This is a genomic window from Domibacillus robiginosus (assembly GCF_000966195.1).
GTDB classification, from domain to species: Bacteria; Bacillota; Bacilli; order Bacillales; family Domibacillaceae; genus Domibacillus; species Domibacillus robiginosus.
Map to the genome: position 1 here is coordinate 21,498 of NZ_LAHL01000057.1, position 25,725 is coordinate 47,222.

The following is a 25,725-nucleotide window of genomic DNA, read 5'->3' on the forward strand; positions in this document are numbered from 1 at the left end:
CGCTTACCCTCCACTATTTCGCCACGCCGCGGCCATACCGTATTTCGAGCCTGCCCTGAAAATAAGAAAGCACAGTACTGAATATTAAGTAGAAGAGGGCTACTTCGATATAAAGCCACAGGGGCTCATACGTAACAGCTGCAATCTGCTGTCCCTTTTGAAACAATTCAGTAACTGTAATAGTGGCGGCAAGAGAAGTATCTTTAACAAGACTAATAAAAGAATTTCCAAGCGGCGGAAGGGAAACACGAACCGCCTGGGGAAGCACAATCCGTTTCATAGCCTGGGATTTTGTCATGCCGATACTATAGGCGGCTTCCCACTGGCCTTTATGAATCGATAATATGGCGGCACGTATAATCTCCGAACTGTACGCTCCTTTATTCAGGGTGAAAACAATAACGGCAGCCGCAAATGGAGAAAGGGTAACGCCTACGCTTGGAAGCCCATAGAAAATGATAAAAAGCTGAACCAATAATGGTGTTCCCCTGAAAATCCAGACATAAAAACGTGTTAAAAGAACAAGTGGTATAAATCCGGAAATCCTTGCTACAGCTGTAAAGAAAGCTAAAATTAACCCAAGAGTAAAAGTGATGAGCGTTAAAGGAATGGTGTACTGCAAACCAGCCATTAAGATAGGAAAAAAGGATTCACCAAGGATTCCTATAATTCGTTCTGTACGTTCCTCCCCAACCATATGAGATCTCTTCCTTTATTTCGATACGTCTGCACCGAACCATTTATTGGATATTTTTTCGAACGTACCGTCTTTTTTCATGTCGTTAAGAGCACCATTCACAGCATCCACTAATTCTTTGTTGTTCTTGCGGAAAAGAAAAGCACTCTCAGCAGCATCGTTTTCCGTATAAGCGATCTTGATCGGAAGCTCAGGGCGCTGCTTTTTCAAATCTAAATAAGAAAGACTGTCGTTTAGGGTAGCGTCAGCGCGCTTAGAGGTGACTAAATCTACCGCCTGGTTAAAACTTTCTACTCCGGTAATTTTCGCTCCATGTTCTTCTGTTGTTTGCCGGTAATTGCTTGTTAATGACTGGGCAACTGTTTTGCCTTTCAAATCATCAAGCGATTTGATATCGTTGTTGTCTTCTCTTACAATGAGAACGGCTTTTGAAATGGTATAAGGATCAGAAAAATCATACTTTTCTTTGCGCTCATCGTTTATTCCAACCTGATTTGCGATCATGTCATAGCGTTTTGCATCAAGCCCGGCAATCATGCCATCCCACTTTGCTTCCACAAACTGCGTCTTAATATCTAAACGTTTAAATACTTCAGTGGCAACTTCAACATCAAACCCCGTTAATTTTCCAGATTTATCATGGAAGGTAAAGGGAGAGTATGTACCTTCGGTGCCAATGGTGATGACGCCTTTTTCTTTTATTTTTTCGTAGGAGCTTTGTGCTTCCTGTTTATTTTCTTCTTCTTTCTTACCTTCGTTTACATTGTTTCCGCCGCATGCAGCAAGTGCGAAAACCAAAACAAAAGTAAGGATAGAGAATGCTAATTTTTTCATGGTGTAGCCTCCAGTGTTGTTGTAGGTTTTGTAAATGTATTGTTAGATGGCGTAGTAATTTATAGATGTCAACGAATTTATGATGTATTTTTCCCACAGAGCAAAGTAATATTCCATTATTCATAACTAGATAAAATAAGATGAAAGGTATGGGGAGAAAGCGCCCGAAAACCGCTATACATCTTGTTCTCTGCAGAATAAACGAGATGTATTCCACTACATGAACGGGATGCATCCGAACCAAGCAGAGCAAAAATAGTGCGTGAACTAAGGGGCCGATTTGTTCAAGTGAAACGAAATAAGAGCCGTCGGTTGCATAACAGCAGCGGGCTGTTTAAAGATGTTTTGATCCCTTTCCCCTGTGATTTTTTACGGTTAACACACATCTTAAAAAATCTAAACAGGTGTTTACTGTTTCCATTTAGGGTATTAACTGAGCATCACAGAAAAAGGAGGACATCAACTTGGAACACGTAAAAGCACTTCTTATTAAATTTGTGATGATTGCAGTTTTACTCAGTATAATCCTTACAGGAATTTACAATGGCGAATTTAGTGATACCCTTCTCCTTAGTGTTGTTCTTACCGTTGTAGCTTATGTATTGGGTGATTTGTTTGTTTTCTATAGATCTGGCAGTGATTATAAGTATCCAGCAGATCATACTCATTTCCAGAGAAACTTCACTGCAACCATTTGTGATGCGGTTTTAACTTTCTTTGTAGTTTGGCTTATGGGAAGATCACTATTTATCAATGATGGCGATGTTCTAGTGGCTTCTTTTGTCTCAGCGATTGCGATCGCTGCTGGTGAATGGTTTTTCCATAAATATCTTGACAGACATGTATTTGATGAGAAACGCAGGCTCACTCGCGTTAAATAATGTATAAAGCAGGGAATTCTTATGGCGGCATGCATGAGCATAAGAGATTCAATCCTTTTATTTTACAATCTGGTGGAAGCCATTCTAATAGAAAAACAAAGTACCCCGTCCGGTAATAATCGGCGGGTTTTTACTGTTAAAGTAGGTTTTTTAAACACAGATCCGCCAAAAAGGGCCGGTTATGCAGCTAACTCAGAATTGTTAATGTTTTGTAAATATAGGATGAACGGAAATACCAGGATGTTTTACCCAACCAGGCGGATCATTATGGGTGATACATGGTTTATGATCATTACATGACTGCCATCAGTAGGATATTATCATTAAAAACACCCTTTATATGGAACAAAAGAAAATATACCGGCCTATTTTTTGTGCTTCATAGAATATTTACTTTATTTAAAAACTGATTTAACAAGAACAGACTACAATTTTCCTATCAAGTTATTTTAGGAGGAAAAAAGAATGAATAACAAAACGAAAAAGAAACTGGTGCCCTTGGCCATTGCAAGTTCTCTCGCTCTTGGCGGTTTAATAGGAAGTTATTCTGCGCCACAAGAAACGGTGAAAGCGGATAACGAACGAAATGGCAAGGTAAAGAATGTCATCTTTATGATTCCGGATGGATATTCTGCTTCTTACAACACCAACTACCGCTGGTATAAAGGCGAAGAGTCCGTCTTAGACTCCATGCTGGTTGGAATGCACCGTAGTTACTCAGCTAACAGCAAAATCACCGACTCTGCTGCAGCCGGTACAGCAATGGCAACTGGTATCAAAACGAATAACGGCATGATTAGCACGTCTCCGGAAGGGAAAGAATTGAAGACCATCTTAGAAGCGGCCGAAGAAAAAGGAAAAGCATCAGGATTAGTGGCGACTTCAACAATTACCCATGCTACACCAGCCGTGTTTGCTTCACACGTTGCGTCCAGAGCTAACGAAGCGGACATTGCACCGCAATTGATTGAAAATGAAGTGGAAGTTATTTTGGGCGGAGGAAACAAATATTTTCCTGAATCGCTGTTACAGCAGGCCGAAAAAGATGGCTATGAATACATAACAGATAAGAACGGGCTAAACGAAGCTCAAAGAGCCGACAAATTAATTGGCCTGTTCGCAGAGGATGGAATGGCTCCAGAATTAGACCGTGATGTAACAAACCAGCCGAGTCTTGCTGAGATGACAGGCTCAGCCCTGGATGTCTTGAAAAAAGACAAAGATGGTTTCTTCTTAATGATAGAAGGAAGCCAAATTGATTGGGCGGGGCATGACAACGATGCAGCATGGGCCATGAAAGATGCGGAGGCCTTTGAAGATGCGGTAGAGGAAGCTCTTGAATTTGCGAAAAAGGATAAAAATACGTTAGTCGTCGTAGCAGGTGATCACGACACCGGCGGCATGTCTGTAGGGGGTTATGGCAAAGGCGATGCCAATCCTGAATTGCTTCGTAATGTGACGGCAACAGGTGACTTCATGGAATCCAAGCTGAGTGCCGACCGCAATAATATTAAAGAAGTCGTCAAACAATATACAGGCTTGGACCTCACCGAACAGGAAGTTGAAAAGATTCAAACAGCTAAAAGCCCTTCCATCGCGATTAACCAGGTGGTATCAGAACGAGCATCGATTGGCTGGAGTTCTACAGGTCATACAGGAGTAGATATTCCAATTTTCGCTTATGGACCTCATGCAGACGCATTCAGCGGTCTGCACCAGAACACGGATTTCCCTGTGTTGATGGCAAAAGCCATGAAGCTGAATAACTTCAAACCTTCGAAATAAGCATAACAGGAAGACAAAGTGTCACAAACCACTTGTCGGCGGGAGGGCAGCACAGACTTCTATGCTATGGGACGAGCGGGCTCAGCGCCTGCCCCATAGAAAGCGGAGCTGCCGACCTATCCCATTCATGTGACAGTTATCAATCATTTGTTTACAGTCTGAGACAAATCCCTTAATTGAGGGATTTGTCTTTTTTTAATTTTACGATTTGCAGATCTTATGAATGAGTGCCCGTTCTACTTTCTGATGTAAGGAAGCAAGTGGTATAAATTAAAATGATTGATGATCCTTTTCAATTCTCACTCTGCAATCTTTATATAGTTAAAAAAACAGGATGAAAGGTTGGAGACGCTCCGACTTTTAAGGTCAGAAAATTTCACAATGTTATTGTACTATTCAGAAAAATAAGATTTAATTATTGATAAGTGAATGAAACCTAAATCATAAAAAGGTCGACAAACGACTGTTAACAAGTGAAAGGAGAATGAAAGCAATTGACAGAGAGAGTAACACGTTCAAATGAAATTGAGAGCTTAATTTTAAAAAGAAAAGATGAGTACATGGAGCAGTTATTCACATTATTACGCCAAAAAAGCATCAGTACTCAAAATACGGGTATGACTGAATGTGCAGAATTACTAAAGAGCATGATGGAGGAGATAGGCATTTCCTCTCGTTTAATTGAAACAAAAGGCCACTCTGTTGTGTATGGAGAAATATTAAAAGATGAAAAAGCGTTTACACTGCTTATTTATGGACACTATGATGTCCAGCCGCCTGAACCACTGGACAAGTGGATATCTCCTCCTTTTGAACCGACGATTCGAGAGGGAAGAATTTATGCGAGAGGGGCCGGAGACAACAAAGGGCAGCTTATGGCTCAACTGCTTGGCATTAAAACGTATTTGGACCTTTTTGGTGATTTGCCGATCAATGTGAAGTTTGTATTTGAAGGCGAAGAAGAAATGGGAAGTGTACATTTAGCTTCCTTTGTAGAGGAAAATAAAGAGCTTTTAAAAGCTGACCTTGTTTATACCTCGGATGGCTCATCTCATAATAGCGGGCTTCCTCTTATTCTACTGGGTGTTCGGGGAGTGCTTTCACTTGAGCTGGAAGTAAAAGGCGCCGATTGGGATAATCACTCCGGAAATACAGGCAATATTGTTCCTAATCCCGTCTGGAAATTAATCGACTTGCTGCAGACAATGCGTGATAAAAACGGCCATGTATTAATCGAAGGGTTTTACGACAATATTCGCAGGCCAACTGAACGGGAGCAAGAATTGCTTAAAAATCTACCATTCGATGCTGAAAATATTGGAGAAAAAATTGGTTATTCTTCATTAGAATTGGATGGCGAAACGTATTATCGCAAATTGACAATGGAACCGACCTTTAATATTTGCGGTATACAAAGTGGTTATACCGGAGAAGGCACAAAAACAATTATTCCTTCTCAGGCTGCTTTAAAAATGGATATTCGTCTTGTAGTTGATCAAGAACCGCTGGATATTTATAACAAATTCTGCCAGCACGTAAAACAACATGACCCTGACATCGAAGTAAGATATTTAGGATCAATGGAGCCATCAAGAACACCTGAAAATCTTCCTGTAGTCCAGGTTGTAACCGGTGCTGTTCACAAAGCTTTTCAACAAAAACCTTTGATTCAACCAAGTCTTGGAGGATCTCTTCCAGACTATGTATGGACAAAGATTTTAGGAGCACCATCTATTATTGTGCCTTATGCAAATTTTGATCAAAAAAATCACTCTCCTAATGAAAATATAGAAATAGACTATTTTTTAAATGGGATTAATTGTACGTGTCATGTTATTCATGCAATTGGCAGCCTACAAACACATTAAATGATGAAACTAGAAAGGGAGGTTTATATATGAATCAAAGTCAACCGAATATTCCCCCGCCTACTCGCCCTAAGTATTTATTTGTTTTAGATGGAGTCGAGCGTATAGGAAATCGCCTCCCGCATCCCGCGTTAATTTTCCTTTATTTAACCGTGCTTGTCATGGTGGCGTCATGGCTGCTGAATTTATTAGGCGTCAGTGTAATGGACCCTGGAACAAAAGAGGAATTGGCAGTGAAAAGCCTGCTTTCTGTTGAGGGAATACAGTATATTATTACGTCAATGTTTGGTAACTTTATTGAGTTCAAACCGTTAGGACTGATCATTGTCTTTACACTGGGTATCGGGTTAGCTGAGAGGGTAGGCTTATTTGAAGCTGCGATAAGAAGAACGCTTTTGAAAGCGCCAAAAGTGGTTATTACGTACGCAGTACTTTTCATTGGTATTATGGGCAGTGTAGCAGCGGATTCGGCTTATATTATTGTTCCGCCAATAGCTGCAATGGTTTTTCACATGTTTGGGAGAAATCCCATTGCGGGACTGGCTGCCGGGATCGCGGGAACAGGCTGTGGCTTTACAGCAAATTTGCTTGTTTCCGGATTTGACGCAATGCTGGCAGGTATTTCAACAGAAGCTGCTCATACAATTAATCCTAATATAGTTGTGCACCCTGTAGACAATTGGTATTTTATGAGTGCTTCTGTGCTTGTTTTAACTGTAGTCGGGGCGTTTGTTACAGAGCGGATTATTGAGCCGAGATTAGGAACATACGACGGAGATGTAGAAGTTAAGTTGGATGATAACGAAGAAGATAATAGTTTAATCAACAAGGGGCTGAGAAACACCTTTATCTCAGTTGTTTTATTTATTGGTGTGATTGTAACAGCTCTTTATGTTCCCAATTCACCGTTAAGAGGAGAAGATGGAAGTATCCTCAATTCACCTTTTATGAGCGGCATTAATACAATTATTTTGCTGTTTTTTATTCTTATCGGCTTAACCTACGGTATTACCACCAAAAAAATCAGACGTATTGATGATGTAGTTAAAAAGATGGCTGAATCAATAAACGATATCGCCCCATTTATTGTCCTGGCTTTTTTTATTGCACAATTCATCGCCTATATTCAATGGAGCAACCTTTCTACACTAACAGCAGTGAATGGGGCAAATCTGCTGGAATCTGCTAATTTGAGTGGTTTGCCGGGTGTTATCCTGCTTATTCTTGTAACAGCAGTATCAAGTTTGTTTATTACAAGCGGTACCGCTCTATGGGCGTTACTCGCGCCTATATTTGTTCCAATGTTTATGCTGCTGGATTTTCACCCTGCTTTTATACAAGTAGCTTATCGAATTGCAGATTCCGCAACAAACATGATTACGCCGCTTAATCCGTTTGTTGCTATCATGTTAGGATTTTTAATGAAATATGATAAAAAGGCAGGACTCGGCACCCACATTGCCTTAATCTTCCCTTATACGGTTGCTTTTCTTATTGCCTGGCTCGTAATGATTATTGTTTTCGCAGTGTTCAATATTCCTATAGGTCCTGGAGTGCCAATGCATTTAAAATGAAATAATGGAATCACCCAGGAAAACGGATTATTCCTATCAAAAATAGAAGTTTAAATATTAAAAAAGATTGAATATTGCAAACATGGTCAAGTTGATTCGACCATGTTTGCAATTCATTATATTCTGCGAGTTCAAGCTTGCCTTTTAAAAAAGGAGAGACGATATGGATAAGGTAGACCTTAGTAAAAATTCATTATCAAATAAAATTGCTGAACACATTACAGAACAAATTATCACAGGAGAGTTGAGGCCGGGAGAAAAGCTGGTTGAAAGCTTATATGCAGAAGAATACGGCACAAGCAGAGCGCCGATACGAGAGGCTTTTTTTTTGTTGACGATTGAAGGTCTGGTGGAAAGAATTCCGAGAAAAGGGACCATTGTAAAAGGTTATTCCGAATCGGAAATATATGATTTGCTTGAAATTCGTGTCATGCTCGAATCACTGGCAATGAAACGAATTGAAAAACAAGGTGTGGACCTGGACATTGTCTTTAAAATGGACTGTCTTTTAGATGAGATGCGTTCTGAAAAAGAAGCCGCGGAGTATACAAAACTAAATTACTTGTTTCACATGCATTTAATGCAAATGAGTAAAAGCCACATTATAAAAAAAGTTCATTCACATTTAGAAGCCCCGCTGTTAACCATTCAAAATATGTGCTTTGAAGCAGAAGGGAATATGGCCAAATCTCTCTCAGAACATTTGGAGATGGTTGCACTTTTAAAAGATAAAAAAGTAAAGGAAGCAGCGGATATGCTGGAGCAGCATAATCACGACTTAATTACAAGTATACAAAAGCTCTTGAGAAACAAAGCAACTTTTTAATTTACTTACGAAAATAAGTATGTAAAATCATTCAATCAATCCACTAGTATTGATTGAATGATTTTACAAACAAAAAGAGTAAAGGTGAGAGCATTTTTAATTACTGAAAAGAAAATGTAAAACACTGTTTTTCAAAAAGCGGCTGTGGCGTCAATTATTTCTTAAATATTCTCTGTCGACAATCGACTTCATACTACTTATTTTTCATGCTGGAAAGAAAGGAGAACATCCATGAATACTATTGTTGTTTCCAGGAAGAGGTTCTCAGCAGCAAAGTTTTCTGCCCAATTTGTCCCATCGCCCTGCCAGTTGCAGTTGGTTCAAGAGTTTTCCATGCTTCCGTAAGGGTTGCCATGCAGATTGAAATGCCTGTTGGGGCTGTTTCGTTAATAGAATATGCCTGTGACAGCGGATTTGTTTTACTTCGAACAGCCAATGGTCCGTCACTTGTTACTCCTTCCCGGGAAGAATAATAGCTAAAAGGAGTTTTGACGAAAAGCTGTTTCAAGAGGTTGTTCAACAAATGGCTTGGTACCTTGATAAACTAAACAAAGAGGCAATGCTTTTTCCTTCGTAAGCTGACATTTACCCCGCCGATTTCATCCTGAAACAGGATTGAAACAGGAGTACTCTGCCAGCAAAACAGGCCGCCTGGCATTAGCAAGCGGCTTAAAAACGATATGATCAAAAGTAAAGAGAGAATGCTGCAAAAACTTTCTGTCACCAGCGTGATTAATGGCTGCTGTATAAGCCGTTTGTATAAATGACCGTCATATGCTGGATGATCTCTTCCATGCTTTCAGCGGAATCGCCATTTATCAGTTCCCACATAAACATTTCATTTGTATAAAACCAGGAACGTGCCACTAAAGAGGGGATAAGCTGCGGATTGGCCAGCGATTTAGACTGTGCATAAAGAATATCCTGGGTAATGCTGCTAATAAAACGATCGCGAATATTCTGCCAATTCGCTTCGATGACAGGTGAATTTCCAATCGCTTCTTTAATAATCCTCATAAATTCTTTTCTTTCCATAGCTAGCGAGAGAAAAAGTCTAACTTGATTCACAATTAGATCTTGCGCCTCTTTTTTAGTAGAAGGAGTAAAGGGCAACGACGCTACTTCGTAAAATTGTTCCATCACTTCTTTCATCAATTCGATTAAAAAGTCATCTTTGTTTTTAAAATACACATAAGCTGTTCCATAACCGGTCTGTGCCCGGCTTATAATATGGCGAATAGTTGTTTGCTGAAATCCTTGTTCAAAAAAAACAGCTTCGGCCGCTTTTAAAAGCTTTTTCTTTGTTTCTATCGCCTGCTTTTGTCTGGTATTAATCATCTTATTCTCCTACTGAAAATGTAGTAATTATAAAAGCTAAACTAACACAACTTTAATTAAAAAGAAAGAGCTTTAAATGATCCAATCATTTAATTGACACTATGTCATTGACATAGTGTCAACGAATGATTTATATTGTTTATATAATTCAGAAAACTTATTTTAGGAGGGATTAAATGACTTTAGTTGAAGATGTATACTCAGTTGAATATGCGAAAGAAAAGGACCGTATCGATCCGCTACGTTCGTATAGAAATGAATTTTACCAAAATGAAAGTATTTATTTAGATGGAAACTCTCTTGGACTGTTGTCTAAAAGAGCCGAACGTTCACTAATGAATGTGTTGGAATCATGGAAAAGCTTTGGCATTGATGGCTGGACGAAAGGAGATCATCCCTGGTTTTATATGGCGCAAGAATTGGGGCGAAAACTGGCTCCGTTAGTTGGAGCAGAGGGGAATGAAGTGATTGTAACAGGGTCCACTACGACGAATATTCATCAGCTGGTTTCAAGCTTTTACAAGCCGACTTCAAACCGCTATAAAATTCTGGCCGACGATGCAACTTTTCCATCTGATATTTATGCACTTCAAAGCCAGCTTAAATTAAAGGGGTACGATCCGGAAGAAGCTTTAGTAAAAGTTGAAAGCAATGATGGTCTTTTGTCGGAAGAAGCCATTATTACTAAAATGAAAGATGATATTGCTCTTATTCTATTGCCGAGTGTTCTTTACCGGAGCGGGCAAATTCTAGACATGGAGCGCTTGACTCTAGAAGCTCATAAACGTGGCATTGTGATTGGGTTTGATTTATGCCATTCCATCGGTTCTGTTCCACATCATTTAAACAAGTGGGGAGTGGACTTCGCTATGTGGTGCAATTACAAGCATCTTAATGGCGGACCGGGAGCAGTGGGAGGCTTGTATGTTAATCAAAAGTATTTTGGCCAGGAACCGGGGCTGGCTGGCTGGTTTAGTTCCAGGAAAGATGTGCAATTTAATATGAGCCATGAATTACAAGCGGATACAGATGCAGGCGCTTATGAAATTGGGACACCTCATATTTTAAGTATGGCTCCGTTAATCGGGTCACTGGATATGTTTAATGAAGCGGGTATTGAAAATATAAGAAAAAAATCATTAGAATTAACCGATTATATGGTTAACCTAATTAATCATGAATTGAAAGAATATGATTTTGTCATTGTAAGTCCCCTGGATCATACTAAACGAGGAGCTCATATTCTTCTGGAGCATAAGTTTGCCGCTAGTATATGTAAAGCATTAAAAAGCAATCAAATTATTCCCGACTTTAGAGCGCCAAGTTTTATTCGATTAGGCCCTGTTGCTTTATACAATACTTTCTATGATGTATGGAAGATGGTTCATACACTTAAAATAATTATGAAAGAAGAACAATACAAAGAGTTTGAAAATGAGCGAGACGTGGTTGCGTAAGGGAGGATGAAAGATGGCAAAGGATAAATGGATTGACATTTCCCAGCCGCTGAACAATAAGATTGCTCATTGGCCTGGTGATACCCCTTTTTCGTACGACGTAGTGTACGAGAAAAAAAGCACAGGCTCTGTAAATATTGGGAAAATCACAACAAGTTTACATACAGGTACACATATTGACGCTCCGTTTCATTTTTCTGATAATGGGGCACGTGTCATAGATCTGGATATTAATATTTATATAGGCCGCTGTCTTGTTGTGGATGTATCTAATTACGAAGAGATAAGTACTGATATTTTGAAAAAAGCAGATATCCAAAACTGTGAACGTTTGCTTTTAAGAACATCTGCCATAACGGATCCTGCGGTTTTTCCGGAACAAATTCCGGTGCTTACGCTTGATGCAGTCAACTATTTAAAGCTGCAAAACGTGAAATTGGTAGGGGTCGATTTACCATCAGTCGATCAACTTGACAGCAAGGAACTGCCGATACATCATTCTCTTCATAATTATGGCATTCATATTTTGGAAAATGTTGTTTTGGATCACGTTATTCCCGGTCACTATGAACTAACGGCTCTTCCGCTGCCTCTTACTCATGCCGATGGGAGTCCTGTCAGAGCAGCAATTAAACCTGTTTAAAAAATAACCATTACACGGAGTGATCATAATGAAGAGCCTCACAGAAAACGAAAAAAATATTGAAACAAATTTTACCGATAAAATGACTTATGGCGAATATCTGCAACTGGATACGCTGCTTTCCAGTCAAAAAAGTTTATCAGGACACCACGATGAAATGCTGTTTATTGTTATTCACCAGGTGAGCGAGCTCTGGATGAAGCTCATCTTGCATGAAATGAATGCGGCCAAACAAGCAATAATAGAAGATGATTTATCTATGAGCTTTAAAAAATTAGCTCGTGTATCCCAAATACAAGCCCAAATCATTCAAGCATGGGATGTACTCTCTACCTTAACTCCTTCAGAATATTTAGAGTTTAGGAATTCACTGGGAAATTCTTCGGGTTTCCAGTCTTATCAATACAGGTTAATCGAGTTTGCTCTCGGGTATAAAACAGATTTTATTTTAAAAATATACGAGAAAGACCCTGTATTACTTGCCAAACTAGAAGAAGCATATAAATCTCCAAGTTTATATGACGCATCTATTCATGCTTTGAAAAAAGCCGGTTTTGAGCTCTCGCAGGACGTATTGACACGCGATGTCACGAAAGCCTATCAGTCTGATGAAAGTGTATTGCAGGCGTGGAAGGCCGTCTATCAAAATACAGACAAGTATTGGGATTTATACGAGCTTGGTGAAAAACTTGTAGATATTGAAGACCGCTTACAGCAATGGCGTTTTCGCCACATGAAAACAGTAGAAAGAATTATCGGTTTTAAAATGGGTACAGGAGGTTCTAGCGGAGTTCATTATTTGAAAAAAGTATTGGATCAACGTTTTTTTCCAGAGCTATGGGATTTGCGAACTAATATGTAAAAGGATCAAAAGGTGTAAGACTCTTTCTTTTTTACCTGCATTTTGTAGAAACAACTCTAATAATAGCACGAGAGCAAACTTTACTTTGAACTCGCCAAACTGGTGTAGTCAAATGGTAAGGCAATTAAAAAGTTAGTAATAAAGGTGTACGTTAGCAAAACTATATAGTTGCTAACGTACACCTTTTATTGTCAGGACACTCCTAATGTTTAGTACTTTAAATGGTTTAAACCTATTATTGCAGTTCTTACAGTGCAGCATATGTAAAATTTAATATAAGTATTGTAAAACGAGCACTATGGAAGTTTGTATAGGTTATCTTCACTCATACTCATTATAGTGACTTTGCCACAATCATGTTGTTATTTTTCTCATATGATAATAATGAGCATTAACATGAGTGATCTGGCTCTTTACAATGTTATATAGTCGAAACTGTTTTTGTAAAAATGGGTACCACTTTCTTATTTAAGGAAAAATAGCCCTTTATCTGTAAAACAATATGTATCCAACATAAGAGCACAGAAATTAAAAAGAAGGAAGATGAAAAACATGCGATTTTATCCTCCAAATCCTGGTCCAGGTCCATACCGGCCGTACCAGGGACCAGGACCGTATGACTCGTTTTTCGTACCATTTCCACCCAATCAAAGGCTGCCTTATCAACATCCCGGTTCTGTCTATCAGGACCCGAGATATTTTTCACAAAATCTGACTCAAAGACCGCCTCAGGGAGCTCCGATTCCTCCTCAGAGATCTGGTGAGTTGGGGAGTTTTTTACAGGATCTGACTCAGGGACCTTCTCTGGAATCTGCTCCTCCACCGCAGGCACCTGATATACCGAGTAATTTAAATATACCGCCTCAAGCAGGAGATGGTAACCCTCCACAAACACCCGGCATGTGGGAAAATATCAATCAAATGCTTGCGTATGCCGATGAAATATACCGAGGAATTAATACTTTAAGACAGATAGGGTCAGTGTTCACTAAAAAATAAAAACAGTGAATTACAGAATAAAATAAACTTTTCTGTTTTCAGCGAGAACAAACTCGCTTCTAGACTCGCCAGGTAACCGGTATAGCCCGAATGTTAAGGCGATCAAAAAGTTAGTAATCAAAGGTGTACGCTGGCAAAATTGTTGGTTGCTAACGTACACCTTTGCTATTATTGAGGTATTAGGAATCAATAGGTTTTATAGATTTCACATGGTTTTAGATCTCTTATAAAAATTTATATGACATGTTATGTGTAAAATTCAAAAAAATATACTTCAGGAGCCAAAAGCATAACAAACAGCAAAAAAGTCTAAGAAGCTATTTGGATCTCTACGTAATTGGCTTTTCAGTCTAATATCAATATATATTGACCAATGAATATTCACTTCGTATAGTGAGAAAGAATAAAAAGTAATACCATTATCTAAATGGTAGATGAAAAATATATATCACCTGGTTTTAAAGAGAGTTGATGATGAGCATGCTGAGGTATATTGAGATTAACATGTGCCATCAGAATGAAGCATTCCATAGGATATACGAGGGAAAGAATCTCTTGGTGTTGGTCTCTATTCGTTATCGCTTGCCAAAAAAACTTTGATCTGGTGGGATTTGAAGGATATGTGATCTTTATTGCAAAAATCAAATTGGTCGAACACTACCAGAAAACCTTGAATGCAGTCATGAAAATTAAAGCAATAGAGGTAAAAGAAGGTGTGTGCGTTGAACCAGTGAAATTACCGGGAGGCCAAGATCTAATCATAAAAAGCCAATTGAACAAATGGAGAAGAGCAACAATAGATAGCTGGGAGATGGTGAAGCGGGACTGAAAGGCGAGACCCTGTGTTTTTCTTCAAATCAACAAACTTCTAATTTTCGATTACAAGACAGACTTTTAAAATTTTAAAATCCCCATTATCTACAGCCCAAATAGGCGAATAAAAAATTTTTAATTAACTCCAAAAAAGTCTTGCAAATATGAAAGCGCTTCAATATAATAAGGACAACAAATTAATCAATTGTAAATATTCAGATTTCTTGTTAGGGTATCTGACAAATTGGTTGATAATAAATTTGTTACTCAGCATAATGAAGTTAATTCTTTAAAGGAAGAATGGTTGAAGAGGAAAGAAGCTAATTTAATTTCTTTTAAGCAAACATTGGTATATACCATAGTAATCTTTTTGGTATATACCAAAAATAAAAAGAGGAGTGAAGGTAATGTTGAATTTTAACAAAGACGAATATCTTACAGTGACAAATGGAGCGTTAGGTTTGCGGAATCAAATTGAAAGCTGCGCAGACAAAGTAATGGCAAAAGGATTTAAAAATATTTTCTTGCTTGGTTCTGGGGGGTCTATTGCCATCATGTATCCATTTGAATACATGATAAATTCACTTTCCACTATTCCGGCTTACGCAGAAATTGCTTCAGAATTCATGCTTCAAAATCATAAACAGTTTACAAAAGATTCACTAGTTATTTTGTCTTCTTTGTCAGGTACGACTGAAGAAACGGTAGCTGCTGCAGAATATTGTAAAGAGCGAGGCATTACAACAATCGGGCTTGTAGGAGAGATGGGGACGGCTTTAGCCGAAATTGTTGATTATCCAATTGCCAATTACGCAGAAAACAACTTTGCGGCTGATTCAATCAATTTACAAATGTACATGCTCGTTTTCCGCTTAATTTACAACAATGGAGAATTTTCAAGTTACACAGCCTTTATTGATGAATTGCAGACAATTCCAGAAGAATTGGTAAAAGTGAAAGAAGCCACTGATCCAAAAGCAGAAGCATTTGCGAAAAAGTATAAAGATGAAGAATACCATATGCTTGTTGGCTCAGGCACAGCTTGGGGACGTACATACGCTTATTCAATGTGTGTATTGGAAGAGATGCAATGGATTCGCACTAAAGCAATTCATGCAGCTGAGTTTTTCCATGGCACAATCGAATTAGTAGATGAGGAAATGAGCATGATTTTGCTGAAAAGTGAAGATGAAACACTTCCATTAATGGAGCGGGTAGAACGCTTTGCAGAAAAGTATACCAAGAAGCTAACAATTTTTGATACAGCCGATTATGCATTACTAGGCATGAGTCCGGAATTCAGAAAGTACCTTGCTCCACTTGTTTTGGCTACTGCCTTGCAACGTGTTAGTATTCATTTAGAAAAAGAACGTGGCCATTCTTTAGAAACACGCCGGTATTATCGGACAGTTGCTTACTAATATTTATTTCCTTCACTTTGGTATATACCAAAGTGAAGGAGCTAACTTTTTAAGGAGGCTTATTTATGAAAAAAACATTGGTTGCCATCTTGCTCTTAGTATTAGCAGTGGTTAGTGCCGCATGCGGGAAAACAGCAGAAGACTCAACGGGTGCAAAAAACGAAGATTCATCCAGTGGCCAAATGATAAAAGTCATTACAACGGCAGGCGGCTATCCGTTTAATGCTACAAATCCAAGCACAAATGAAATCGAAGGATTTATGGTGGATATCGTCAAGGAAGCAGCCAAACGGGCGAATGTTCAAACAGAATTCGTCACAGGTGAGTGGAATTCACTCATTCCTTCTCTTCAATCCAATAAAACCGACGTAATAATGGATGGTATGTATATTACGGATGAGCGAAAAAAGGAAATTAACTTTACCGATCCGGTATTTGGTTTTGGAGAAGGGCTTATTGTGCAAGAAGGAGATACTAAAACTGCGTCTCTTGAAGATTTAAAAGGAAAAACAATTGGTGTTCAAATGGGGACTTCTTTTAAAGATATGCTGGAAGAGCGAAGTCCGGAGCTGAATCTAGAAATTAAAACATATCAAACATTAGCAGATTTACTGAAAGATATTCAGGCCAAGCGTATCGATGCTGCTTTAGCAGACAAACCAGCTTTTACTTATATGAAAAGTAAAAATCCGAATATGACCTATCGTGTAGTGGATGAGTATGTTCCAACACTAGCCGGAGAAATTGGTCTTGGGGTGTCAAAAGAAAATCCAGAGTTGCTAGAGAAATTAAATCAAGCGATAGCAGAGATGAAAGAAGACGGCACATTAACAGAGATTTTTGAAAACTGGGGCGTAGAGTGGGATATTAAATAAGTGAGGGGGACTGAAAATGGGGGAAATCTGGTCAAATATAAAAATATTTGCTCCGAGTCTGCTGGAAGGAACAGTGATTACAATCGAATTAACGATTATTTCGTTAATTCTTTCGCTTGCTATTGGTTTAATAGTCGCGCTCGGGAAAATTACTTCCAACAAAGTTATTAATAAAGTTTGTAACGTATACATTAGTATTATTCGGGGAACCCCTCTTCTTGTTCAGCTATTGTATGTATATTTTGTTTTTCCGGACTTCGGTATTTCCTTAACTGCTTTTCAAGCAGCCATTGTCGCTTTATCAATCAACGAAAGTGCTTATTTAGCTGAAACGTTCCGGGCCGGCATTAAATCTATTCCAAAGGGACAAATGGAAGCCGCTCAAGCGATCGGAATGGATTATTCGCAGGCTATGCGCCGAATTGTGCTGCCACAGGCGATACGAAATATGATACCTGCAATTGGGAACTCGGCGATTGTGTTGATTAAAAACTCTTCACTCGCAGCAGTCATCACTGTATCAGAATTAATGCACAACGGTAACTTGCTTGCTGCCTCTACTTATCAGAACATTCAGATATTTACAATGGTCGCGATTGTATATTGGATCCTGCATTATCCGTTATCAATGCTTGTAGATTATTTAGAAAAGAGAGGAGTTAACCATCATGTTACAAGTAACCAACATTAATAAATCATTTCATGGCAAACAAGTAATTAAAGGAATTGATTTGTCGGTTCAAAAAGGTGAAGTTCTTGTTATTATTGGCCCAAGCGGAAGCGGGAAAAGTACTTTTCTACGTATGATGAATGCCTTAGAGTTTCCAACGGAAGGCGATGTGCTGCTTGAAGGAGAATCCATCCTCTATAAAAACGTAAACAATAAAAAACAGCCAAGAAAAGAAAAAGAATTAAGTAAATTTCGCGCTGAAATCGGCATGGTATTTCAAGGTTTTCATTTATTTGCGCACAAAACGGTACTTGAAAATATTATCGAAGGACCTATGCAAGTAAGAAAAATAAAGAAAGAACAAGCCATTCAGCAAGCAGAGCAGCTTCTAGAGAAAGTTGGGCTTTCTGACAAGGGGAATCAGTACCCGCATTCTTTATCAGGCGGTCAGCAGCAACGAATTGCCATTGCAAGGGCGCTGGCTATGAAACCAAAAATGCTTCTTTTTGATGAACCTACTTCTGCTCTAGATCCAGAATTGGTTGGAGAAGTACTAGCAGTTATGAAAGAATTAGCGAATGAAGGCATGACGATGGCGGTAGTTACACATGAAATGGGCTTTGCACGAGAAGTCGGTGATAGAATCGTTTTTATTGATCACGGAGTAATAGTGCAGGACGCACCTGTTCATCAGTTTTTCCAAACAAATCAAAAAAATGACCGGATTAATCGCTTTTTAAGTACAATTTCTCGGAACGTCGTATAGAGAAAAAACACTTTTTTAAACGAAGTTTTTTACATCAACTAGTGAGGTGAAGATAATGAAAATTATTGGAGCAGGCGATAATGTAGTGGACTATTACAAAGAAAGGGAAGAAATTTACCCTGGAGGTAATGCATTAAATGTAGCGGTTTTGGCTAAACGGTATGGAGCAGAAGCTGTTTCCTATATGGGGATTATTGGAGATGACTACAAAGCTGATCACATTGTAAACAGTTTAACAGCTGAAAACATTGATATATCAAAAATCCGAAAAGTTTGTGGGCCAAACGGGGAATCAGTCATTGCTTTAAATGAAGAACTAGATCGGATTTTTATCGGCTCTAACAAAGGTGGTGTGCAGTCTATTGTAAAATTAAATTTCACAGAAGAAGATCTTCGCTTCATTGCTGAACACGATTTGTTACACAGTAGTATGTACAGCCATACCGAAACAGAGATTCCAAAATTGGCTAAAGTGATTCCTGTATCATTTGATTTTTCTTCAAAATACGATGAAGAATACTTGCAGTTGCTTTGTCCGCATGTAACATATGCTTTTTTCTCAGGCAGTGAGTTGACAGAAGAAGAAGGTATTCAATTAATGCGTCACGCCAGCAAACTCGGGGCTGAAATTTGTGTGATGACGCGCGGATCAGAAGGGGCATTAGCACTGATAGAAGACAAGGTTTATAAACAAGGAATTGTGAAAGCAAATGTAGTCGATACGCTTGGAGCTGGCGATTCATTCATTGCCATGTTCTTACTGGATTATCATCTAAATCAAGATGTGCAGGGAGCAATGCAGAAAGCAGCTCAAGCTGCGGCGGCCACTTGTGAAATTTACGGAGCTTTCGGTCATGGTATCTCTAATGTTCCGGCCGGAAATGCTGTTTAATCATTCCTTTCCACAAGTCATTAGAGCCTCGCCGTTATGTGCTAAATAAGGGATGGGGAGGCATTGCATGAAAAAAGAAGAGATTGATATTCCTTACTACCAGCAATTAAAAACGATTTTTATCGAAAATATTAAGAGTGGAAAATTAAATTACGGAGATAAAATTCCCTCTGAAAGGGAATTGGCAAACATGTATCAAATCAGCCGGATGACCGCAAGACACGCGGTCAGCATGCTGGAACGGGAAGGCTTTGTGGAAAGACGGGTAGGAGCAGGAACGTTTATTACCAATGAGCGAATCCGCTGGAACACTGTTACAGTAAACAGCTTTACTAAAGGGATGCAAGATAAAGGGCTGGTTCCGTCTACAAAAACGCTTGTAATGGAAGTAAAAGAAGCGGATTTAGAGACAGCCCGATTGCTGGAGATTTCTCCAGGAGACAAAGTTTTTCATTTAAAAAGGTTACGGAAAGTAGATGGCATACCTTTAGCGCTTGAATTAAGTGATATTCCCTATCATTTATGCCCCAACATTGAACAGCATATGAAAGACAACGTATCTCTTTACCACGTATTAAAAGAGTATTATGGTCTTCAGCTTGTTCGCCAAAAGCAATACATGAGAGTGGCTTTAGCCGATCAAGCGGAAAGTTCCTTATTGGGAATAAGGAATGAAAGTCCTTGTATTTTAATAGAAGGCCATACATTTGCGGCGCCTGATCAGTTCATTGAGATTTCGAGGACACTTGCTAGAGGAGATCTTGTGGAATTTTATTCTGAACCGGCAAATTAATAAAACAACTTTATTTTTTCAAGCCGGCTGAGCAAATGCTCCATACGGCATGTTTCTCGCCGGCATCAATCAGCGCTAAACAAAACTAAAGAAATTCGGAGGAAATGAACATGGCTGAAACGATGTATACATATATAAACGAGCAGCCGGCTGTTTTACATGCAATGCTTCAGACGAGGCAGACAGCCTGGACTGGTTTTGCTCAATTGTTACAAAGCCATCGCTTGGATAAATTAATTTTTACCGCTTCAGGAACATCTTATCACGCGGCGGCAGCCGCAAAACATTTTCTCGAAAAGATTCTTGATATGGAAGTGGAAGTGGTTTATCCCTTTTCATTTATACATTATGAAAATCGATTGAGTTCACACTCCATGGTCATTGGTATTTCTCAAGGGGGAGGCAGTACCGCTACCATCGATGCTTTAAGAAAAGCGGAAGCGAAGGGGTGTTTAACGGCCGCTTTAACAGCCAATGAGCATGGGCAAATCGTTAAAGCTGCACGCCATACGATTTTAATCCCCTGCGGAGAAGAAAAAGTCGTTTTTCGCACAAAAGGATATACATCTACTCTTTGTGCGTTATACATGATGGCTCTTGAAGCAGCCCTTGTAACAGAAAAAATTAACAATCAATTATATACGAACTATCTTGCTGATTTGGAACAACTCATTGCCGGCATATCATCTATTGTTTCACTTTCTGATCACTGGTATGGAAGAAACCAACAACAGCTTCAACAGGCCAAGAAAATAATAATAGTAGGATACGGACCCAACTTCGCAACTGCCTTAGAAGGCGGCTTGAAATTAAATGAAACGGTCAGATGTCCAGTTAACGCTTATGAGCTAGAAGAATTTATGCACGGTCCCCACCTTTCCTTAGACCAGTCATCTTATGTATTTTTAATCGCTTCTCAAGGAGCCGGCCAAGAGCGGATTCTCGCCCTGTATGATTATTTACAGCAAGTGACCCCCTACACATACTTGATTGTGAACGAAGAAAGAGAATGTTTTCGTCCAGAAAAGGACTTGAATATTTTTTCCGATTCAAGTGAAGTATTTAGCCCACTCGAATTTGTCATCCCTTTTCAAATCTTGTCTTACCGATTATCAGCTGACAAAAAAATTGACTTAACGGTTTCAAAGTATCCTGATTTCCATCAGCGCTTGAAAACAAAAATTAAATAAGGATGGATAAAAAATTGATTTCGCATGTGATCTGGGATGTAGGCGATACACTAACGACGCTGCCGCCGGAAGGAATGGATATAAAGCCACTTGATCAATACAAAGAAATTACGCTTAGGGATGATGTGGAAAAAATACTGGAAGAAGTCAACTATCTCGGCTATACTCAAGCGATTTTAAGCAATACCGCTATTAGTAACAGTAAAGCTCTTCAAAACATGCTGGAGAACTTAGGGATTGCACGGTTTTTTTCCTTTGTTTATGCAACACAGTCTGAATTGGATCATCAAAAGCCCGAAAAACCTGACCAAGAAGCGTTCGATATTGTATTCCAAGCATTAAACATACAGCCCGGCGAAGCAGTAATGGTCGGGAACACATGGGATACTGACATCATTGGTGCTAATCACTGCGGCATGCATGCCATTTGGCTGCAAAATCCAAGCGTTTCTTTTCGGAAAATAGCGTCATCCATGGTTCAGCATCCTCCTTGGATCATTCCCGTTTGGGATGTGGCTTGTATTCCCAATGCTTTAAAATGGCTGAAAACCGTTGAAAACCGTTGAAAACCGTTGAAAAGCATCGTTGAAAAAGTAAATATCCAAATTTTTCTTTTTCGTTGGTATATACCATTAGATAGGTAAATATTGATAGCTTCGTTAACGCTAAGAAAGCTACAAAAATCTTTTAAGCCGGGAGTGAGAACATGATTGATATTCACCAACATCCGCTACATATTAAAGAAATTGTTGAACAAAACGATGAGTTAAGCCGCCACACTAAAAATGTATACGGGATTTACAGCTCACCTCATTCACTGGAATCTCATTTTTATCAATTAGATGTTGCCGGGATTGATCAGGCAGTGATAATGCCGATCGACTGTACAACAGCACACGGTTGTAAGCTGGTTACGAATGAACAAATTGCCTGGTTGACAGAGAAAAGCTCCCGTTTTATCGGATTTGCCTCTGTTGATCCACGCAGTCCAAATGCACTGAAGGAATTGGAAAAAGCAGTGACGGAATATGGCTTAAAAGGATTGAAATTGGATCCTTCATTACAGCAATTTGATATTAGCAATAAAGATTACGCTTTTCCCTTATATCAGCTGTGTTCAGAACTGGATATTCCTATCTTTTTTCACTGTGGAATGAGCTGGTCGCCTGTTGGAAAAGCTGCTTTTGCACATCCGATGAAGCTAGAAGAAGTGATTCAGCAATTTCCAAATCTTAGAATTATCATTTCTCAATTTGCGTGGCCATGGGTAAGTGAAGCGTTTATGTTGGGCATTAAACATAAAAATGTTTATTTTGATACATCCATTTTGTTTAGCGGCACGCCTACAGATTCGGTTCAGCAAGTGCTTGGCGAACAAATCGGTTTGAAGAATCTGGACAGAAGCTTATCAAAACAAATTTTGTTTGGTTCTAATACACCACGAGTTGATCCTAAGCGGTTGGTCTGGGCGATAGAAGATCTCAAGTTAAAGCCTTCTTTACAACAAAATATTTTTCATGAAAATGCAGCTTCCTTATTACAGTTGAATCAGGGAGGGGTAACATGCAGTCTGTCGTAAAAACAATAACCTTACACACGAAGCAGGATATGGAGATTATCAATATTACTGATATTGTGAAAAATACGGTAGCTGCTACCGGTATACAAAATGGAACGGTTCATATTATGACAAAGCATACAACAAGCGGTATTACAGTCAATGAAGGGCTGCCAGATATTGAAGATGACTTGGTTGATATGTTACAGCGTCTTATTCCGAGAAATGGGGAATACCGCCATGCCCGTTTTCTTAACTCGGACGGACAAATGGCGGTCAATGGCTATTCTCATCTGCGATCAGCCTTGGTTGGGAAAGATACATTTTTTCCTTTGCACGAAGGAGAAATGGTTATGGGTTCTCGACAAACGATTTATTTTATGGAAATGGATGGGCCGCTTTACAGAGAATTTCTTGTACATGTATTAGGTATCTGAGGCATTCCCATTTATTCGAAAAGGGGTGGCAAAAATGCAGGTTGTGACAGTTGGCGACAATTGCATTGATGATTATGAAGATCTTCAAACATATTATCCCACAGGAAATTCAGTTGACGTGGCGATTCACCTAAAGCAATTAGGCATACCAGTTTCCATTGTTAGCGTAACAGGAGATGATGGCTATGGAAATGAAATGGTTGAGTTGCTGGAAAACCATTTGATAGATGTCACTCACTTTCATCAAAAGCCAGGAAAAACAGCTGTTACCAAGATGGGAATGAAGGGAAACGACCGTGTACATTTAAAATATTTTGAAGGTGTTTTAAGTGAGTTTACGTTAAGACAAGAAGACATAGAATTTATTAGCAAGCATGAGATTGTTCATTCATCTGTTTGGGGAAAAGTCGACGGCCATTTGCAAGACTTCCAAGCTGCCGGGGCAATGGTTATGTATGATTTTTCTACTAAACTAGAAAAAAAGAGAGCGGAAACCATTCTGCCAATGGTCGATTATGCGTTTTTTTCTTATCAAGATCATGATGATTACATTGAAAACTATATGAAATGGGCAAAGAAACAAGGTCCTCAAGTAGTGATTGTTACATTAGGAAGCAAGGGGAGCCTTGCTTTTGATGGAGAAACTTTTTACAAAGAAGGCATTGTTGACGTGCCAGTCGTCAATACGGTAGGCGCCGGTGATTCATTTATAGCGGGCTACATTCGAGGCGTGATTGAGCAGAAAAGTATTTCAGCTTGTTTGAAAAGTGGAGCAAGCGTCGCAGCACAGGTTGTTCAAATTTTTGCCCCGTATTAAGAAACTGTTACTAAATAATAGGAGAATGATAAGATGGCACATCACTCTTTTCAAATTGCTGGAATGAATGAGCATTTTAAAAGGCACCCTTTGTCGATGTTCTTAGATGCCATGGTTAGTTTGGAAATTGAATCCATTGAGCTATGGGCGGGTTCTCCTCATTTATATGTGGAAGATGCTTCTGTTCAGGAAGTGGAAAAACTTCGCCGGGACATTCAAGAACGTGGTTTACACTTGATTTGTTTAACGCCGGAGCAATGCATTTATCCAGTTAATATTGCTGCAAAAGAACCGGAAGTCAGACAGAGAAGCATTGAGTATTTTCTGAAAAGCCTTGAAATTTCAAGTGCGCTTGAATGTAATATGCTTCAAATCGTTCCAGGAAAAGGATATTACGACGAATCAACTGGAGAAGCATGGAAAAGGTCAAGAGAGTCACTTGAAATTATTGCAAAAAAAGCGGAGCAGATGAGTATTTCCGTTGTATTAGAGGCGCTAGAGAAAAAAGAGTCAAATTTAATTCCGGACAGCCTATCCTTAAAAAGGATGCTTGAAGAAATTAAATCGCCGAATTTAAAAGCAGTCGTTGATACATGCCCAATGGCTGCAGCAGGAGAATCTTTTACAGATTGTTTTCGAGAGCTTGGATCAGACATTAAGCATGTCCATTTGGCTGATTCATTTCACTCCGTATTGGGAGAAGGCACACTTCCTATCTATCAATACTTGGATGAATTAACAAAACATAATTACAGGGGTTTTGTCACAATTGAGATAGTTGGCAGAACTTATGTATTCGAGCCAGTGAAAGCTATACAAAAATCTCTTGCTTATCTCGACCAGTATGCAGTAAGCAAAGCTGCTCTTTAAACGGAGGTGTAAATATGAAAAAGATCATGATGTCGCAAATTTCTGGCATGAACTTGCATTATATGCTTTACTCGCTGGATTACTTTTTAGATGAAATGGTTAAGTATGAAATGTCAAACGTTGAATTATGGGGCGGCTACCCTCATCTTTACTCAGAAGATATGACGCCGGCACAAGTAACGTCTATTCGGAAAAAAATAGAGCAACGCGATTTGCAGCTTGTTTGTTATACACCAGAGCAGCTGATGTATGCGAATAACATTGCAGCGCCGGAAGCAGAGATTCGCAAAAGAAGCTTAGATTATTATTTGAAAAACATTGAGATTACCGCAGAGCTTGGTACGGATCGAATGCTGATGACATCAGGATAGGGTTACTATCATGAACCAATCGATGAAGCATGGAAGTACGCACGTGAATCGTTAACTACTTTGGCTGAGAGAGCAGAAAAAAAAGGTATAACGCTATTGCTGGAACCACTACAGCCATTTGAATCCAACCTGGTCACAAACGTAAAGGAATTAAAGCAAATGCTTGATGACGTAAACAAGCCAGCTTTAAAAGGGATGCTGGATCTTGTGGCAATGGCTGTAGCAAAAGATACCGTCGCTAATTATTTTCGCCTATTAGGAGACCAATTATGGCATATTCACTTAATTGATGGGAAGCCTTCAGGCCATTTAGCTTGTGGTGATGGGGCATTGCCTTTATCACAATATCTGGATGAAATCGCCCAGTTTAACTATACAGGTTTTCTTTCTCTGGAGATAGCTTCTGCAGCTTATTACACCAGACCAGGACAAGAATTTAAGAAGTCAGTGGATTATGTAAAAAGAATTTTAGCTTGAAAAGGAGATGG

25 protein-coding genes and 1 pseudogene are annotated in these 25,725 nt (G+C 39.2%); 22 read left to right on the forward strand and 4 right to left on the reverse strand.

Annotated elements, in window-relative coordinates; genetic code table 11:
- Nucleotides 1–13: 13 nt before the first annotated feature.
- Together VP97_RS20285 and VP97_RS20290 are read right to left on the reverse strand one after the other, a co-directional pair.
- Nucleotides 14–697 (reverse strand): amino acid ABC transporter permease, encoded by a 684-nt coding sequence (locus VP97_RS20285; protein WP_050183979.1) that lies wholly within the window; start codon nucleotides 695–697, stop codon nucleotides 14–16.
- A gap of 15 nt (nucleotides 698–712) precedes the next feature.
- Complete coding sequence (locus tag VP97_RS20290; RefSeq protein WP_050183980.1) at nucleotides 713–1,531, reverse strand: amino acid ABC transporter substrate-binding protein; 819 nt, start codon at nucleotides 1,529–1,531, stop codon at nucleotides 713–715.
- A gap of 464 nt (nucleotides 1,532–1,995) precedes the next feature.
- Between VP97_RS20290 and VP97_RS20295 the strand changes: the two genes are divergently transcribed.
- The 5 genes from VP97_RS20295 (at nucleotide 1,996) to VP97_RS20320 (ending at nucleotide 8,465) form a co-directional block, all read left to right on the forward strand.
- The gene (locus tag VP97_RS20295) at nucleotides 1,996–2,412 is read left to right on the forward strand and encodes a DUF2512 family protein (RefSeq protein ID WP_050183981.1); all 417 of its coding nucleotides are present in this window, start codon (nucleotides 1,996–1,998) and stop codon (nucleotides 2,410–2,412) included.
- Between the two features lie 465 nt (nucleotides 2,413–2,877).
- Complete coding sequence (locus tag VP97_RS20305; protein ID WP_050183983.1) at nucleotides 2,878–4,197, forward strand: alkaline phosphatase; 1,320 nt, start codon at nucleotides 2,878–2,880, stop codon at nucleotides 4,195–4,197.
- Between the two features lie 494 nt (nucleotides 4,198–4,691).
- Nucleotides 4,692–6,065, forward strand: a complete 1,374-nt coding sequence (locus tag VP97_RS20310) for a M20/M25/M40 family metallo-hydrolase (protein WP_082220471.1) — start codon at nucleotides 4,692–4,694, stop codon at nucleotides 6,063–6,065.
- A gap of 29 nt (nucleotides 6,066–6,094) precedes the next feature.
- Complete coding sequence (locus tag VP97_RS20315; protein ID WP_050183984.1) at nucleotides 6,095–7,639, forward strand: AbgT family transporter; 1,545 nt, start codon at nucleotides 6,095–6,097, stop codon at nucleotides 7,637–7,639.
- 163 nt (nucleotides 7,640–7,802) lie between these two features.
- Nucleotides 7,803–8,465: a GntR family transcriptional regulator gene (locus VP97_RS20320; protein ID WP_050183985.1), complete on the forward strand. Its 663-nt coding sequence runs from the start codon at nucleotides 7,803–7,805 to the stop codon at nucleotides 8,463–8,465.
- 732 nt (nucleotides 8,466–9,197) lie between these two features.
- On the opposite strand, the gene VP97_RS20330 is transcribed toward VP97_RS20320, so the two are convergent.
- Nucleotides 9,198–9,803 carry a TetR/AcrR family transcriptional regulator gene (locus tag VP97_RS20330; RefSeq protein WP_050183987.1) on the reverse strand — a complete coding sequence of 202 codons (606 nt, stop codon included), beginning with the start codon at nucleotides 9,801–9,803 and terminating at the stop codon, nucleotides 9,198–9,200.
- A gap of 176 nt (nucleotides 9,804–9,979) precedes the next feature.
- On the opposite strand from VP97_RS20330, the gene kynU reads away from it, so the two are divergent.
- The 3 genes from kynU to kynA are packed head-to-tail and all read left to right on the forward strand — an operon-like array spanning nucleotide 9,980 to nucleotide 12,765.
- Complete coding sequence (gene kynU, locus VP97_RS20335; RefSeq protein WP_050183988.1) at nucleotides 9,980–11,260, forward strand: kynureninase; 1,281 nt, start codon at nucleotides 9,980–9,982, stop codon at nucleotides 11,258–11,260.
- A gap of 13 nt (nucleotides 11,261–11,273) precedes the next feature.
- Nucleotides 11,274–11,903 (forward strand): arylformamidase, encoded by a 630-nt coding sequence (gene kynB, locus VP97_RS20340; RefSeq protein ID WP_050183989.1) that lies wholly within the window; start codon nucleotides 11,274–11,276, stop codon nucleotides 11,901–11,903.
- Between the two features lie 28 nt (nucleotides 11,904–11,931).
- Complete coding sequence (gene kynA / locus VP97_RS20345) at nucleotides 11,932–12,765, forward strand: tryptophan 2,3-dioxygenase (protein ID WP_050183990.1); 834 nt, start codon at nucleotides 11,932–11,934, stop codon at nucleotides 12,763–12,765.
- A 421-nt stretch (nucleotides 12,766–13,186) separates the two neighbouring features.
- Here kynA and VP97_RS20350 read toward each other — a convergent pair whose 3' ends face one another.
- Complete coding sequence (locus VP97_RS20350) at nucleotides 13,187–13,588, reverse strand: hypothetical protein (protein WP_050183991.1); 402 nt, start codon at nucleotides 13,586–13,588, stop codon at nucleotides 13,187–13,189.
- Nucleotides 13,589–14,281: 693 nt separating this feature from the next.
- On the opposite strand from VP97_RS20350, the gene VP97_RS20355 reads away from it, so the two are divergent.
- The 14 genes and pseudogenes from VP97_RS20355 (at nucleotide 14,282) to VP97_RS24590 (ending at nucleotide 25,714) form a co-directional block, all read left to right on the forward strand.
- Complete coding sequence (locus VP97_RS20355; RefSeq protein WP_050183992.1) at nucleotides 14,282–14,593, forward strand: hypothetical protein; 312 nt, start codon at nucleotides 14,282–14,284, stop codon at nucleotides 14,591–14,593.
- 391 nt (nucleotides 14,594–14,984) lie between these two features.
- Nucleotides 14,985–15,998 (forward strand): SIS domain-containing protein, encoded by a 1,014-nt coding sequence (locus VP97_RS20360; protein WP_050183993.1) that lies wholly within the window; start codon nucleotides 14,985–14,987, stop codon nucleotides 15,996–15,998.
- Nucleotides 15,999–16,063: 65 nt separating this feature from the next.
- Entirely contained in the window at nucleotides 16,064–16,873 is an 810-nt protein-coding gene (locus VP97_RS20365; protein ID WP_050183994.1) for a substrate-binding periplasmic protein, read from the forward strand.
- A gap of 16 nt (nucleotides 16,874–16,889) precedes the next feature.
- The gene (locus tag VP97_RS20370; RefSeq protein ID WP_050183995.1) at nucleotides 16,890–17,564 is read left to right on the forward strand and encodes an amino acid ABC transporter permease; all 675 of its coding nucleotides are present in this window, start codon (nucleotides 16,890–16,892) and stop codon (nucleotides 17,562–17,564) included.
- Nucleotides 17,542–18,309 (forward strand): amino acid ABC transporter ATP-binding protein, encoded by a 768-nt coding sequence (locus VP97_RS20375; protein WP_050183996.1) that lies wholly within the window; start codon nucleotides 17,542–17,544, stop codon nucleotides 18,307–18,309. The genes VP97_RS20370 and VP97_RS20375 overlap by 23 nt, the downstream gene beginning before the upstream one ends.
- A gap of 55 nt (nucleotides 18,310–18,364) precedes the next feature.
- Nucleotides 18,365–19,201, forward strand: a complete 837-nt coding sequence (locus VP97_RS20380) for a PfkB family carbohydrate kinase (protein WP_050183997.1) — start codon at nucleotides 18,365–18,367, stop codon at nucleotides 19,199–19,201.
- 67 nt (nucleotides 19,202–19,268) lie between these two features.
- On the forward strand, nucleotides 19,269–19,994 hold the full coding sequence (locus VP97_RS20385) for a GntR family transcriptional regulator (protein WP_082220472.1): 726 nt from the start codon (nucleotides 19,269–19,271) through the stop codon (nucleotides 19,992–19,994).
- Between the two features lie 110 nt (nucleotides 19,995–20,104).
- Nucleotides 20,105–21,184, forward strand: coding sequence for an SIS domain-containing protein (locus VP97_RS20390; RefSeq protein WP_050183999.1), 1,080 nt, complete (start codon nucleotides 20,105–20,107; stop codon nucleotides 21,182–21,184).
- A gap of 14 nt (nucleotides 21,185–21,198) precedes the next feature.
- Entirely contained in the window at nucleotides 21,199–21,750 is a 552-nt protein-coding gene (locus VP97_RS20395; RefSeq protein WP_050184000.1) for an HAD family hydrolase, read from the forward strand.
- A 140-nt stretch (nucleotides 21,751–21,890) separates the two neighbouring features.
- The gene (locus VP97_RS20400) at nucleotides 21,891–22,763 is read left to right on the forward strand and encodes an amidohydrolase family protein (protein ID WP_050184001.1); all 873 of its coding nucleotides are present in this window, start codon (nucleotides 21,891–21,893) and stop codon (nucleotides 22,761–22,763) included.
- On the forward strand, nucleotides 22,748–23,179 hold the full coding sequence (locus tag VP97_RS20405; protein WP_050184002.1) for a secondary thiamine-phosphate synthase enzyme YjbQ: 432 nt from the start codon (nucleotides 22,748–22,750) through the stop codon (nucleotides 23,177–23,179). The genes VP97_RS20400 and VP97_RS20405 overlap by 16 nt, the downstream gene beginning before the upstream one ends.
- Before the next feature lie 34 nt (nucleotides 23,180–23,213).
- Nucleotides 23,214–23,996, forward strand: coding sequence for a fructoselysine 6-kinase (frlD, locus tag VP97_RS20410; RefSeq protein ID WP_050184003.1), 783 nt, complete (start codon nucleotides 23,214–23,216; stop codon nucleotides 23,994–23,996).
- 33 nt (nucleotides 23,997–24,029) lie between these two features.
- Nucleotides 24,030–24,866: a sugar phosphate isomerase/epimerase family protein gene (locus VP97_RS20415; protein ID WP_050184004.1), complete on the forward strand. Its 837-nt coding sequence runs from the start codon at nucleotides 24,030–24,032 to the stop codon at nucleotides 24,864–24,866.
- Nucleotides 24,867–24,976: 110 nt separating this feature from the next.
- A pseudogene (locus VP97_RS24590) lies at nucleotides 24,977–25,714 on the forward strand (sugar phosphate isomerase/epimerase family protein).
- The last annotated feature ends 11 nt before the right edge of the window (nucleotides 25,715–25,725 follow it).